Genomic DNA, 13,335 nt, shown 5'->3' with positions numbered 1-13,335 from the left:
CGTTAGCGGCTGCAAACTTACAACTCATTTTTAACCTGACAACTATTTTTTTAGCTTTATTTTAATTTAATTTTACAATGGGTTTTAATAAGCTTGTTTTTAGTAGTTTATGAGGGGAGTTTTTTTGAGGGTTGAGTGATTGTAGTGGTTTTGGAGGTGGATGCTTGTTTTTAACACATAGGAATATAGAAAACATAAGATGTCTCGAGGTTCTATTTAAGTCTTTTTGTTCTTTGGTATTTGAAGAAATCTGGATGATTCTTAGAAATAGTGCGGTTGAAATACGTTTTATTGGTTGAAGAAAACACTTTTTTAGGTGCTAAACTTATTCTTTTTGTGATTCTTTTTGTAAAAAAGTACTTGGACTAACAACTATGGAGGTATTTGAAATGAAAATTTCTCCATAATAATTATTTAAAACCGGAATAATATAAGCTATTATATATAGGTGCATATTTATAAAATGGTATGAATTTGACCAATTGGGTACTTTACAAATGGTAAAAAAAGGATTATTATTAAATTACTACTCTAAAAAACCGATGAAGTAAGGTGTATTAGTTTGGAGGGGAATAGTATACTAAGTTCTAAAAATAAATAGCTTTAAAACATAAATAACTTATTTTTTAATTATTAGAACTCTAAGACCTCACAGGTTTTAACAAACCTGTGAGGTCTGAACAACAATGTTGTCTTAAATATTAAGGAAAGAAGGTATATTTTTTCTTAAGTATTAAGCTAGTGTTTATATTGGAAAGAAATCTGAAAAGAGAACTTCATTTGGCAAGTTAGCAGTGTTAGGGATAGAAACGGCATCCTTTTTGCTTTTCGCAAAAAGATATAGTGGAAAGCCCGACCTTTTTTTTTTACAATAGCTTATTTAAACTGTTACTAGGAATTAAATAAAAAACGACACCTTTATATATTAGACTAAAAAAAAGGGAACACCCAAAAATAAATATTAATCCTTTGATTTTCTAATTTTTCCTTTTTTACGCATTTTAGCAAAAAACAGTTTGTATTCTTCTATATTAATTTCCGACTTTCTTTCTATGATTATTTTAGCGAAATCGAAATTGAGTTTTGACTGTTGAGGCTTAAGTTTACCATCTTGAAATGCGCGTTGCAAGATATCTTCTATTAGATAATCTTCATTTTCTGTTTCTGGATGGTATTCTGTTTTTAATGAAAGTTTAAAAACATTTGCCGTTGTATTGTACCAAAAGGCTTTCCAACCGCTTCTTAATTCTTTTATATTACCGAATGCTGTTTCACCTGTTTGACGGTGGATCAACTTTATGAGAATTCTACCTTCTGTGGTAGTCATCTTTTTAATTTGATCTGTAAACTCGCCTTCTATATATTTTTGAATCATTCTTGTGTACTTTCGTCTCTTACTTTTTGATTCAATTTTTTCTAATCTTACATTTAAGGAATCTAACCTTTCTGAAGCAAGTTGTGCATAAGGGTAGGCTCTAAATACTTTTCTACGAAACCATAGATAATACCGAATATCATCTCTAGATTTGAATTTATGTTTTGGCAACAAGGAGAATTCATTGAGATTTACCACCAACGTATCTCCTGGCTTTACAAAAACATAATCGTCTAGATTAATAGGTAACGAATCTTTTTCTTGTGTTTGAGAAAATGAAATTGCAGAAATTAATATTATATATGTGTAAAGAAGTTTTTTCAATTTTTTATTATATGTCCGGCTGCCTAAGTTAAAAATATAGTATCACCAGTTTCTATTATTTACTGCAAATTAGAGTCCAAAGTTATGTTTTTAATTAATCTTATTTATAAAATCTTGCTCAGAAATAATTTCTACTCCTAAATCTTGTGCTTTTGTAAGTTTAGATGGTCCCATATTATCACCAGCAACAATAAAATTTGTTTTTTTAGAGATTGATGAACTTACTTTTCCGCCATTGTCTTCAATAGCTTTCTTTAATTCATTTCTACTCATTTGATAAAAAACACCTGACACTACAAATATTTGTCCGGCTAATTTATCTGTTTGATTTTCTAAACTTTCAGCAGAAACTTCTAATTGAACTCCGGATATTTTTAAACGATTTATTAAATCGATATTTTCTTGGTTCGTAGAAAATTCAATAATGCTTTGCGCTATTCTCTCTCCTATTTCGTCTACGCTTATTAACGTTTCTAAATCTGCAGACATTAAATTGTCTATTGATTTAAAATGTTTTGCTAATTTTTTAGCTACCGTTTCTCCTACAAAACGAATTCCGAGTGCAAATAATACTTTTTCGAATGGAATTTCTTTCGATTTGATAATTCCGTCAATCATATTCTGAGCAGATTTCTCTGCCATTCTTTCTAACGGAATAACCTGATCTACTGTTAGATCATATAAATCAGCATAACTTTTAACAAGTCCTTCTTTTCGTAATAAATCTACCGTTTCACCTCCTAGACCATCAATATCCATGGCTTTTCTAGAAATAAAATGCTGAATTCTTCCTGTAATTTGAGGAGCACATCCAAACTCGTTTGGACAATAATGCTTTGCATCTCCTTCTGTTCTTATCAATTCTGTATTACACACCGGACAATTGGTTGCGTAAATTGTATGTTCAGAATCTTGTGGTCGTTTTGTAAAATCTACTGCAATAATCTTAGGAATAATTTCTCCTCCTTTTTCCACAAAAACAGTATCTCCTACTCTAATATCTAATTTTGAAATTTGATCTGCATTGTGTAATGAGGCTCTTTTTACTGTTGTACCAGCTAATTGCACAGGTTCTAAATTTGCGACCGGAGTTATTGCGCCGGTTCTACCAACCTGATACGTAATTTCTTTTAAAACCGTTGAAACTTGTTCGGCTTTAAACTTATACGCAATTGCCCATCTTGGTGCTTTTGCTGTGTACCCTAATTCTTCTTGTTGATATAAATTATTTACTTTAACTACAATTCCGTCAGTTTCGTAAGGTAAACTGTGTCGTTTTGTATCCCAATTGGTGATGAAATCGAAAACTTCATCAATAGATTTTACCAAAGTGATGGTTTCTGGAACTTTAAAACCAACTTTTCTAGCGTTTTCTAAACTCTCAAAATGGGTTTTATATTTACGTTCTTCCGTTACCACTTGATATAACAAACAATCTAAAGGTCTTTTTGCAACTTCTGTACTGTCTTGCAATTTTAAGCTTCCGCTTGCGGTATTTCTTGGATTTCTATATTCTTCTTCTCCGTTTTCTACACGCTCTTCATTCATTTTATTAAAACCTTCAATAGGTAAAATGATTTCTCCTCGCATTTCGAAATTGGAAACGAAGTCTTCTTTTATACTTAAAGGAATAGAACGAATTGTTTTTATATTAGGGGTTACTTCATCTCCCTGAAAACCGTCGCCACGTGTTACCGCTTTAACAAACTGACCATTTTCATAAGTTAAATTGATAGAAGCCCCATCAAATTTTAACTCACATGTATATTCTACATCTGTTGTTCCTAAAACTTTTTGCACTCTTTCTTCCCAATCTAATAAATCTTCTTTAGAATAGGAGTTGCTTAAAGAATACATTCTATTTTTATGAACAACCGTATTAAAGTTTTTTGTTACCGTACCTCCTACTCTTTGCGTTGGAGAATTTGGATCGAAAAACTCAGGGTTTTCCGCTTCTAACTTTTCTAATTCTTTTAATTTTATATCGAACTCGTAATCTGAAATTGATGCGTTATCTAACCCATAATAATTGTAATTATGTGTATTTAATTCATCACGAAGTGCTACTATTTTTTGTTGATTTGTCATTCTTAAATAAAAAATTAATCTTGTTGTTTTCCTGTTAATACACTTACTCTGTTTGAAAAAGGGTTTCCAGTAGAGCGTCTAAACGAAACTATTTGTCCAACATGCCAAATTGCATCTGCAATTGGTCCGTTTATTACACACCAAAAAGAAAATTCTTTATCTGGAAATAAAATTTTATAATCAGAAACATCTTTACTTTCTCTAAGAATTGTACTTGCTTGTAATAAGTTTTCTAGTGTTTTTTTCCTTTTTTCTACAAATGTGAGCTCAGGTTGCTCACCTCCATTTACCTTTTTTAAAGTAGCATATAAAATTCTTATTGATAAATTATAAATATGATCTATCGTTTCTTCTGTTGTTCTTGCTTCTAAATTGGGTTTAAAAGTTAAATCTTTTTCTACTAAACCATCTGTTGCCCAATAATATCTAAACCCCAAACCATCTATCATTCTACTAGTTGTTGAACCCGCAGTAAATTCTGTTGAAGGTTCTGGTATTTGAAAATAGGGTAAATCTTCATGAGATTTCATATAAAAACGGATTATTAAGATGTGTAAAAATAGTAAAAAGAGGGTTGGCTACAAAAGTTTGTTTAATCAAAAAAACAGTCTAAAATAATAAGCTTTTTATAACTAAAAAAAGACAACTGTTTTCTGTTAAAAAAACAATAATACTACTAAATAACTTGTTATTAATTTGAATAATATGTAATTTACATGGACATTCAAAAATGAAGTAAAAAATGAAATACGCTATTAAAATAAACAAAATTTCTACAGTTGATGATCTTGAAAATGCCTGGAGCATTGAAGATTACAAAGAACTTTTAGTACGATTTGATTTTGCAAATAACGAAGTAAATGATATAAAAGAATTAAGAGATTTACTTTTTATGGCAATATCTGATAAAGAACCTAATGAAGCAGCTGCCATTGTATTAGATTATAAATTATCTGAACTTTTAAATGAAGGACAAATAGATTCTCTTTCTTATGAAATGTTAGTAGATAAAATTTCTGAAGAATACCCAAAAATTGAATTGCATAAAACGTTATTTATTATCAATCAGCTTTTATACAAAGCTTTTAATGGTAAATTCCCAAATACAAAAGCAACTATTGTAGATTTTGAAATAACTCCGGCTAGAAATGCTGATGAAAATATAACAAAAGAAATTGCCTTAAAATGTTTTGCTCAAAACTTAGATAGCCATAATGTGATTAAACGATTATTTGCAGATCAATTAAATGCTGAAGAAGCTTTTGTGGAAGCGAATGATATTATTTGGTATTTAGAAAAAAATGAAACAGGCTACAGAATGACAACCTCTGAATATTTTATGAGTAAAGAAGAGTTTTTAAATGAAGAGTTTGAAGCTGTTATTGATTTCTTTGAAGAAGAATAAATAAGACTGTTATGATTGAATTTTTTATTTTCTAAAATAAGTAAAGTTAAATTTTATTACAACTTAAAAACTTAAGTAATTAGAAAATATTCTCTAAAATAATTACAAAAGCTGCCAAACAAGTTTAGCCCTGATTGAACGGTCTGTTTGAGCTCTTTATTGCCATTTTTTTTGGCAATAAAAGCGAGTAGTGAAAGCAGGAAACAGCTTCTAAAAAACAAAGTCCGAAACAAAAAATGTTCCGGACTTTTACATTCAATTTTTATTGAATGAACTTGCACTAAGAGACTTTTAATAATAGGTATACCTTCTTACTTTGGCAATGTGTTTTGCAAGACGCATTACTTGATGTGAATATCCGTATTCATTGTCGTACCAAATATAAATTACAATAGTTTCCTTGTCTGTAATTGTAGATTTACTATCGAAAATTGAAGGTGCTGTAGATCCTAGAATATCTGAAGATACCAACTCATTATCTAATGAATATTTAATTTGTTCTACCAAATCACCTTCTAAGGCATATTTTTTTATAATTGAGTTTACACGTTCTGTAGAAACCATTGTATTTAACTGCAAATTAAGAATTGCCAAAGATCCATTAGGAACTGGAACTCTAATTGCATTAGATGTTAATTTACCTGCCAACGCAGGAATTGCCTTTGCAACTGCAGCACCAGCACCCGTTTCTGTAATCACCATATTTAAAGCCGCAGCTCTTCCTCTTCTATTCTTACTATGCATATTGTCTACCAAATTTTGGTCGTTTGTGTACGCATGAATGGTTTCTAAATGTCCTTTTTTAATTCCGAAATTATCTTCTAATACTTTTAAAATTGGGGTAATTGCATTGGTTGTACATGATGCTGCAGAAAAAATGTCTACCAAATCTGGATTGTATTTTTTGTGATTTACACCATGTACAATATTAGGAATTCCTTTTCCTGGAGCTGTTAACAAAACTTTGCTTGCCCCCTTTGCTTTTAAATGTCTTGCCAGAGCAACATCATCTCTAAAAGCACCTGTATTATCTATAATTAATGCGTCTTTAATTCCGAATTTTGTATAATCGATATCTTCTGGATTATTTGCCGAAATTAAATAAACTGTAGTTCCGTTTATAATTAGAGCGTTGTGTTCTGCATCTATTTCTACCGTCCCTAAAAAATCTCCGTGCACAGAATCTATACTTAATAAAGAAGCTCTTTTTTCTAAAACTTCTCTATTTATTTCGCCACGAGTTACAATAGCTCTTAATCTTAATTGTGAGCCTTTCCCCATTTTAGACATAAGCTCTCTCGCTAATAAGCGACCTATTCTACCAAAACCATATAAAACAACATCTTTAGGCTGAATGTTCTCGGATTCTGTAGCGCCTTTTAATTTGTTCTTTACAAAAGATACTTTGTCGGCTCCTTTTACAGGACTTAAATAACACTCGTAAGCAAGCTTACCAATATCTAATTTAGACGATGGTAAGTCTATTTGCTGAATTGCTTTTGCAATATCTAAGGCATCTTGTATAGAAATTGGTTTGTTTACAAATTCTTTAGCATAGTTTATTAAATTTAAAACCTCACTTGCTCTTTTGTCTATTAAAGTGTTTCTAAATAACACAAGTTCAATAGATTTATCATACCATAAATCATTTACAATAGTGATAAACTCGACTGTTGCTCTTCTATTTTGAGCTTGTGTAACAACCTCTTTTTCGTAATCTAAAATTATTGACATATTGAAAATTAAAATAAATTTCAGGCAAAAGTATTTCTTTTTTACTGAATACGAAATCGATTTCGTAAAGTTTTCGTAAATAAAAAAATCCTGATAAATTATCAGGATTTTAATTATTGTAATATTTAAATGCTATCTAAAAGCATAACGCTCTCTTTCTCCATCTAAATTTATAACTTCTATGTAAATTGGGTTACCAACTCCAAAAGACGCATCAATTTCTTTTACTGCTTCACTTGCATTTAAAACTGGTTTCTTATTAATTTTGGTAATAATATACCCTTCCTTTACACCATAATAATTAAGATTTTTATTCTGATTGGTCATTATTCTAGCTCCTCCAGGAATATCGAATTTTTTAATTTCTTTTTTAGAAACGTCTTTTAAAACTACTCCTAATTTTCTAGAAACATAAGCATCTTTTTTACTTAATTTTATACTCTTAGTCATTTTTTCTCCATCTCTATCAATCGTAATATTCACTAGATCCCCTGGTCTTTTTGCTGTTAATTGACCTCTTAACTCAGAAAATTTAGAGATTTTTACATCATTTACCTTTTTGATAACATCACCAGCTTTTAAGCCTCCTTTTTGGGCACCTCCATCATCACTAACTCCGCCAATTAAAACACCTTCTATATCACCATCTTCTTGGTTTATGTTGATTCCTAAAATAGCTTCTTGCACGGTACCAAATTCTAATAAATCATCTACAACTTTTTTAGCAATATTAGACGGAACTGCAAAAGAATAGCCAATAAAAGAACCTGTCTTAGAAGTAATTGCTGTGTTTATACCCACTAACTCACCACGTGTATTTACCAAGGCTCCTCCACTATTTCCTGGATTTACCGCTGCATCTGTTTGAATAAAAGAATCTGTAGACCTAGTTCCTTCTAAATCTCTGCCTTTTGCACTCACAATACCTGCTGTTACTGTAGATGTTAAATTATAAGGATTTCCTACTGCCAAAACCCATTCTCCTATCTTTATATTGTCTGAATTTGCAAACGGAATATAAGGTAAATCAAAATCTACATCAATTTTTAACAAGGCAATGTCATTCTCTTTATCCGTACCTATTAATTGTGCTTTATATTTTTTTCTATTATTTAAGGTGATTTCTATATCAGACGCTCCATCAATAACATGATTATTAGATACAATATAACCGTCTTGCGAAATAATTACACCACTCCCCGTACCAACTTGCTCAAATTTTCTGGTTCCGTTACTATTACCAAAGAAAAGATCTATTGGGCTAGATTGTGTTCTAATCGCAGTATTTTTAACATGAACCACGGCATGCACCGTATTTTCTGCTGCAACCGTAAAATCTACAGAATTGGCTATTGCATTTGCATTGTTTAATGCAGGGTTATAGTTTGCCGTAACCGTTTTTATGGGGTGAGAAAAGCTTCTTTCTATAACCACATTTTCATTAAATAGCATTTTATATCCGCCTAAAGTGATAGCGCCTCCTAAAATTGCCATTCCTAATAAACTTAGTACTTTTTTCATGATTTTAAATTTTTATTACTCAAAGATACAATTATAACAATTTCAAAAAATCTGTTTAACTTGATTTTAACTGACTTTAACCGCTTTTTAACAGTGCTTTTTTATTCTTTAAATTCCTATATTTGTGCTAATGAATTTAGACTTTTATAAATACCAAGGAACCGGAAATGATTTTGTTATGATAGATAACAGAACTCTAACTTTTCCAAAAGAAAACATTGCCCTTATAGCGAAACTTTGTGATAGAAATTTTGGTGTTGGTGCAGATGGCGTTATCTTAATTGAAAACGATACCGATTTCGATTTTAGAATGATTTATTTTAATGCTGATGGAAGTGAAACTTTCTGCGGAAATGGTGGCAGATGTGCAGTTGCTTTTGCAAAATATTTAGAAATCATCAACTCAAAAACAAGTTTTATAGCTGTTGATGGTTCGCATTTAGCTACAATTGAAAATGGAATTGTTTCTTTAAAAATGATAGATGTTGATGAAATTAAGGTAAAGGAGAATTCAGTTTTTGCATATACTGGCACACAACATCATGTAGAATTAGTCGATAATTTAGATAATTTTCCTGTTTTTGAAAAAGGAAAAGAAATAAGATATTCTTATAGTGCTCCTGGAAGTAATGTGAATTTTGCACAGAAAATTAATGAGACTACTTTTAGAGTAAGAACCTACGAAAAAGGTGTTGAAAATGAAACTTTAGCTTGCGGAACCGGAGTGACAGCAGTTGCTATTGCTATGCACAAAACAGGAAAAACAACAAGTAATTTAATTTCTTTACCTGTTGAAGGTGGAAATTTAGAGGTTTCTTTTTCTGAAAAGGATGGAATTTACACAAATGTATTTTTAAAAGGACCTGCTACTTTTGTTTTTAAAGGAGAAATTTCTTTTTAAATCTTTATCTCAAAAAATGGTATCCTTTTGACGCTGACATTCACTACAAATAACGATTATGAGTATTTTAAAAAATCTTTTTAATACAAAAAAAGACCAAACTGAAATATTTCCGAAAGAAAGTAATGAAGGAAATGTGAAAATTGAAAACAATCAAATTATTTGTACAGATAATAAAGGAATACATAGTTGTACTGTAAACTTAAAAGATTTACAATATGCATATATCACTATTAAAAGGAATCAATTAGCCCATCTTTTCCTTTTTGATTACCATCAAAATTTCATCCCTGTTAACTATACCGGATTCAGTAAAATGTACCAAGAGTTAACTGCTAAGTTTGATTTTAATAATCCTATTTTTTTTGAAAATATTGTAAAAACAACCGTTTTAAAAAAAGAAATTTGGAGAAAACAATATACTCCTACTTTTGAAATACTAAAGTATGATGATACCGATTATAACCAAGGGTTTGAAGTGCAGTCTCAACCCAAGCAATTCATTTCTTGGGATACTTCGTATGAGGAATTAGAAAAAAATAAAAATACTTTATTTAAAAAATCACCTTACGGACAAAAATTGCTAAAATTTAATGCTCCTGTACGTATTGGAAATATTCTTTTAAAAGATTTTAGTGCTTATTTTGAAAACGATAGAACTGATGTTCCTGTTCTACACTTTTACACACATTGTTTTAATAGTATAGCGACTGATGAAAGTTATACACAGCTAAAGAAAATTTTAAACAAAGATTTAGCTAACAGTAGAATGAATACCGGTTATGAAAGAGCAGATCAAAAAAATATAACTTTCAATTTAAAAGGAATGCACTTATCAATTTGTTATACCTATGACAGTGATTGGCATTTTAATGGTGGTTATACTTCTTTATCTATAGAGAATAAAAGAGAATACCCAGAATTACTGCGTAATGAAAGTTACGAAGAACGGATGGTTATTTATGATTTCTTATTATTAAACGGAAATATTACCATTTCTGGTGATTACAGGAAAAATAAGAGGATAAAAATCAGACCAGAAAAAATAAATTTTCAATTTAAAGACAGTACCATTATTTGGATTGATGATAAAAATAAAAAAATAGGTTTTTCTAGTAATAACTTAGCACAATTATTTGATATTACTGAAATAAATTCATTCTGTATTCAAAATATTTTACCGGCAAAAGGAAGTGGTGGTGCTTACCTAGAAATAATAACAGATAATAAAAAATACAACCACTCTATTTTTTATGAAGCTTGTAATTTCTTTGATAAATACGCTTTAAAAATAGAGAAAGTAACAGGGAAAAAAGTAGTTTTTGCTAAAGAGTACCATGATTGTTAATCAAAAACTAAAGCTCTTTCTATGCAACTCTAAGCTGTATAAGATTATTATTTTACTTATTTTGCATTCTATAATCTAAATGCCTGTAAAATTTTCTAACAAGAAAACTAATTTTAGAAAAAATATGACTTTAAACGGTAAAAAAATAACATTACGCGCTTTAGAACCCGAAGATTTAGACTTTCTATATCAAATAGAAAATAACGAGTCTTTTTGGGAAATTAGCCACACACAAACTCCTTTTTCTAAATTTATTCTAAGACAGTATTTAGAAAACGCACATTTAGATATTTACGAAGCAAAACAACTACGTCTATTAATTGAAGAAACTGAGACAAAGAAACAACTAGGAATGATTGATTTATTCGATTATAACCCGATGCATAAAAGAGCAGGAATTGGTGTTTTAATCCATCCAGAATTTGAAAAACAAGGATTTGCATCCGAAGCACTCTCTGTTTTAATTCAATATGCTTTCTCTACTTTAAATATGCATCAGTTGTATGCCAATATTATAACTGATAATTCTAAAAGTATCTCGCTTTTTAAGAAACATAACTTCAATAAAGTAGGTATAAAAAAAGATTGGATATTATCCGAAGGAAAATTTAAAGATGAAGTTTTATTTCAGTTGATAAAAGACTAATTTCGCTATTCTAAAAAAATTAAAAACTTTGGGTAAAAAATTTATATACGCAGTTATTGCTACCGTTATTTTTATTGGTGGAATTATAGGATATCAATATTATCAAAAAATATTTGGAAAATCGATCACAAAAGACACAGAGCTTTTTATCTACTCTTCTGACAGCTTAATTGATGTAAAAGAAAAAATTACTGACTTTTCTACAAATACAAATACTTTTCTTCTAGTAGCTGCTAAGAAAAACCTTTCGAAACCAAAACCAGGTAGATATATTCTAAAAGAAGGAATGTCTAACAACGAGTTGGTAAACCTTTTAAGAAGCGGTAACCAAACACCTGTAAAATTGTCTTTTAATAACCAAGATACTTTAGAAAAATTAGCAGGTAGAATTGCAGAACAATTAGAAGCAGATTCAATTACCCTACTAACTGCTTTTAAAGACATAAATTTCTTATCTAAAAACAACCTGACAGAAAAATCTGTATTGCAAATTTTTGTTCCAAATAGTTATCAGTTTTACTGGACTGTTTCTGCAGAAAACTTTAGAGACAAAATCTTTGTAGAATACAATCGTTTTTGGAATGAAAGTAGACTACAAAAAGCAAAAGCATTAGAATTAACAAAAGAAGAAGTAATCACTTTAGCTTCTATTGTACAAAAAGAAACTGCAAAAAACATAGAAAGACCAATTGTTGCTGGTTTGTATTTAAATAGATTAAAAAAAGGTTGGCCTTTGCAAGCAGATCCTACAATTATATATAGTGTTAAAGAACTTAAAGGTCAGGATTATGTGGTAAAAAGGGTATTGACCGCAGATTTAGAAATAAACTCTCCTTACAACACCTATAAATTTAAAGGCTTACCACCTACGTTAATTTCTATGCCAGATATTTCATCTATTGACGGCGTTCTAAATGCGGAAAAACATGACTATTTTTATATGTGTGCTAGTGTAGAAAAATTAGGGTATCATGCTTTTGCAAAAACACTTTCTCAACACAATAGAAATGCGGCAAAATATCATCAATGGATGAATAAACAAAGCATAAATAGATAGTTATTACCATTTTTAATAATTGAATTTGATGAACAAAAAAAACATTTCTTTTTACCTTTTAATTATCTGTTCGTTTTCTTTGTGTGCACAAAACTCATCATTTTATAAAAAATCTGATACCCTAAACACAAAAAGAAAAAATGCCATTATTATTACAGAAAGTGTAATGACTGGGGGAGCATTAATTGGTTTAAACCAACTTTGGTACAAAGATTATCCGCGTTCTGGTTTTCATTTTAAAAATGATAATGGCGATTGGAAGCAAATGGATAAATTTGGGCATTTTATGACTTCTTATTATATTGGTAAAATAGGAATGGAAGTTTTAGATTGGGCTGGTGTTTCTAAAAAAAATCAATTAATTTACGGAGCAACCTCTGGTTTTGCTTTTTTAACCGCTGTAGAAGTATTAGATGGTTTTTCTGATGAATGGGGAGCATCACCAGGAGACATTCTTGCAAATGCAGCAGGTACAGGATTGTTGGTAGGACAAGAATTACTTTGGAACGAGCAACGAATTACAGTAAAATACTCTTTTCATCAAACAGGTTTTGCAAAACAACGACCAAATACCTTAGGTGAAAACTATTTACAACAAGCTTTAAAAGATTATAACGGCCAAACTTATTGGCTTTCTACCAATATTTGGTCTTTTAACAAGAAAAGTTCGTTTCCAAAATGGTTAAATGTAGCTTTAGGATATGGGGCCGAAGGCATGCTTTATGGAAATTCAAACGGAGTAACCTCTGTACAGCAAGATCCTTACAGACAATTTTACCTAAGTTTAGATCTCGATTTAACAAAAATAAAGACAAATTCGGAATTCCTAAAATCTGTCTTTTCTGTTGTAAACTTCATAAAAATACCTGCTCCTACTCTTGAAATTAATAGCAAAGGAGCTTTAACGTTTCATTATCTATATTTTTAGTAAAATTT

11 protein-coding genes are annotated in these 13,335 nt (G+C 30.1%); 6 read left to right on the top strand and 5 right to left on the bottom strand.

Features of this window, described 5'->3' with window-relative positions; all coding sequences use genetic code 11:
• Positions 1–961: 961 nt before the first annotated feature.
• The 3 genes from GQS58_RS04350 to GQS58_RS04340 form a co-directional block, all read right to left on the bottom strand.
• Positions 962–1,699 carry a DUF4294 domain-containing protein gene (locus GQS58_RS04350; protein ID WP_166383211.1) on the bottom strand — a complete coding sequence of 246 codons (738 nt, stop codon included), beginning with the start codon at positions 1,697–1,699 and terminating at the stop codon, positions 962–964.
• A gap of 90 nt (positions 1,700–1,789) precedes the next feature.
• Positions 1,790–3,787 carry an NAD-dependent DNA ligase LigA gene (ligA, locus tag GQS58_RS04345; RefSeq protein WP_166383209.1) on the bottom strand — a complete coding sequence of 666 codons (1,998 nt, stop codon included), beginning with the start codon at positions 3,785–3,787 and terminating at the stop codon, positions 1,790–1,792.
• A gap of 14 nt (positions 3,788–3,801) precedes the next feature.
• On the bottom strand, positions 3,802–4,317 hold the full coding sequence (locus GQS58_RS04340; RefSeq protein ID WP_166383207.1) for a hypothetical protein: 516 nt from the start codon (positions 4,315–4,317) through the stop codon (positions 3,802–3,804).
• 212 nt (positions 4,318–4,529) lie between these two features.
• Here GQS58_RS04340 and GQS58_RS04335 point away from each other — a divergent pair, with 212 nt between their 5' ends.
• Positions 4,530–5,192, top strand: a complete 663-nt coding sequence (locus GQS58_RS04335) for a hypothetical protein (protein WP_166383205.1) — start codon at positions 4,530–4,532, stop codon at positions 5,190–5,192.
• Between the two features lie 291 nt (positions 5,193–5,483).
• Here GQS58_RS04335 and GQS58_RS04330 read toward each other — a convergent pair whose 3' ends face one another.
• A complete protein-coding gene (locus GQS58_RS04330; RefSeq protein ID WP_166383203.1) occupies positions 5,484–6,926 on the bottom strand; it encodes a glyceraldehyde-3-phosphate dehydrogenase in 1,443 nt (480 codons plus the stop codon).
• Between the two features lie 132 nt (positions 6,927–7,058).
• Positions 7,059–8,447: a trypsin-like peptidase domain-containing protein gene (locus GQS58_RS04325; RefSeq protein ID WP_166383201.1), complete on the bottom strand. Its 1,389-nt coding sequence runs from the start codon at positions 8,445–8,447 to the stop codon at positions 7,059–7,061.
• Between the two features lie 130 nt (positions 8,448–8,577).
• On the opposite strand from GQS58_RS04325, the gene dapF reads away from it, so the two are divergent.
• The 5 genes from dapF to GQS58_RS04300 all read left to right on the top strand — a co-directional run bounded on the left by dapF (position 8,578) and on the right by GQS58_RS04300 (position 13,327).
• A complete protein-coding gene (gene dapF / locus GQS58_RS04320) occupies positions 8,578–9,348 on the top strand; it encodes a diaminopimelate epimerase (RefSeq protein WP_166383199.1) in 771 nt (256 codons plus the stop codon).
• A gap of 58 nt (positions 9,349–9,406) precedes the next feature.
• Positions 9,407–10,696: a hypothetical protein gene (locus tag GQS58_RS04315; protein WP_166383197.1), complete on the top strand. Its 1,290-nt coding sequence runs from the start codon at positions 9,407–9,409 to the stop codon at positions 10,694–10,696.
• 124 nt (positions 10,697–10,820) lie between these two features.
• Positions 10,821–11,342 carry a GNAT family N-acetyltransferase gene (locus GQS58_RS04310; RefSeq protein ID WP_166383195.1) on the top strand — a complete coding sequence of 174 codons (522 nt, stop codon included), beginning with the start codon at positions 10,821–10,823 and terminating at the stop codon, positions 11,340–11,342.
• Between the two features lie 28 nt (positions 11,343–11,370).
• Positions 11,371–12,399: an endolytic transglycosylase MltG gene (gene mltG, locus GQS58_RS04305; protein WP_166383193.1), complete on the top strand. Its 1,029-nt coding sequence runs from the start codon at positions 11,371–11,373 to the stop codon at positions 12,397–12,399.
• A gap of 28 nt (positions 12,400–12,427) precedes the next feature.
• Positions 12,428–13,327 (top strand): DUF2279 domain-containing protein, encoded by a 900-nt coding sequence (locus GQS58_RS04300; RefSeq protein ID WP_166383191.1) that lies wholly within the window; start codon positions 12,428–12,430, stop codon positions 13,325–13,327.
• Positions 13,328–13,335: the final 8 nt, after the last annotated feature.

The sequence above is a fragment of the Polaribacter sp. 11A2H genome (genome assembly GCF_011379025.1).
Taxonomy (GTDB): domain Bacteria; phylum Bacteroidota; class Bacteroidia; order Flavobacteriales; family Flavobacteriaceae; genus Polaribacter.
This window is presented reverse-complemented; position numbering and strand designations above follow the sequence as displayed.

Excerpts from the sequence above, each read along its gene's own strand:
- GQS58_RS04315 (WP_166383197.1), top strand. The coding sequence starts at position 9,407 with ATGAGTATTTTAAAAAATCTTTTTAATACAAAAAAAGACCAAACTGAA.
- GQS58_RS04300 (WP_166383191.1), top strand. The coding sequence starts at position 12,428 with ATGAACAAAAAAAACATTTCTTTTTACCTTTTAATTATCTGTTCGTTT.
- GQS58_RS04340 (WP_166383207.1), bottom strand. The coding sequence starts at position 4,317 with ATGAAATCTCATGAAGATTTACCCTATTTTCAAATACCAGAACCTTCA.
- GQS58_RS04330 (WP_166383203.1), bottom strand. The coding sequence starts at position 6,926 with ATGTCAATAATTTTAGATTACGAAAAAGAGGTTGTTACACAAGCTCAA.
- GQS58_RS04325 (WP_166383201.1), bottom strand. The coding sequence starts at position 8,447 with ATGAAAAAAGTACTAAGTTTATTAGGAATGGCAATTTTAGGAGGCGCT.
- ligA (WP_166383209.1), bottom strand. The coding sequence starts at position 3,787 with ATGACAAATCAACAAAAAATAGTAGCACTTCGTGATGAATTAAATACA.
- GQS58_RS04310 (WP_166383195.1), top strand. The coding sequence starts at position 10,821 with ATGACTTTAAACGGTAAAAAAATAACATTACGCGCTTTAGAACCCGAA.
- dapF (WP_166383199.1), top strand. The coding sequence starts at position 8,578 with ATGAATTTAGACTTTTATAAATACCAAGGAACCGGAAATGATTTTGTT.
- GQS58_RS04335 (WP_166383205.1), top strand. The coding sequence starts at position 4,530 with ATGAAATACGCTATTAAAATAAACAAAATTTCTACAGTTGATGATCTT.